This window comes from Parasutterella secunda (genome assembly GCF_023336895.1).
Classification (GTDB): Bacteria; Pseudomonadota; Gammaproteobacteria; order Burkholderiales; family Burkholderiaceae_F; genus Aphodousia; species Aphodousia faecalis.
This window is the reverse complement of sequence record NZ_JAMBLT010000034.1, coordinates 1-467: the sequence shown is the minus strand read 5'-3', so window position 1 is coordinate 467 and position 467 is coordinate 1. Positions and strand designations below refer to the sequence as shown.

At 46.9% G+C, this 467-nt stretch carries 1 protein-coding gene; it reads left to right on the top strand.

Annotated elements, in window-relative coordinates; translation table 11 throughout:
* Positions 1-467 (top strand): IS200/IS605 family accessory protein TnpB-related protein (locus M3080_RS09185; RefSeq protein ID WP_249092821.1); only part of this gene is annotated, 467 nt, incomplete at both ends.

The following is a 467-nucleotide window of genomic DNA, read 5'->3' as shown; positions in this document are numbered from 1 at the left end:
CAGGCAAACGCAAAGAAAGCAATCTTGTCTATCGAAAGAATAAAAAGGGAGGATTTTGGTTCCTGCATATCAGTCTGGAATATGACTCGACACTGAGTGCCTTAACCGCGAAATTAAAGAAAGAGGAAGTGATCGGTGTTGATGTAGGCGAAAACAATATCGCTGCGGTTTCCAGCGGAAAGGTTTGGAAAGCGGGCGAATTAAAACATAAACGAGATAAATACTTGGGGTTGCGTGCGCGTTTACAAAGCAATGGCTCGCAAAGTGCCAGACAGCACTTGCGAAAAGCTTCGGGCAAAGAAAGACGGCATGTCACCCACGTCAATCACGTGGTGAGTAAATCAATTGTTGAGCAAGCGGCTAAACAGAAAGCGAAAGTGATCGTCCTGGAAGATCTGACGCATATCAGAGACCGAGTGAGGGCAGGCAAAAGAGTCAGAAGCCGACTGCACCGTTGGTCTTTCCGT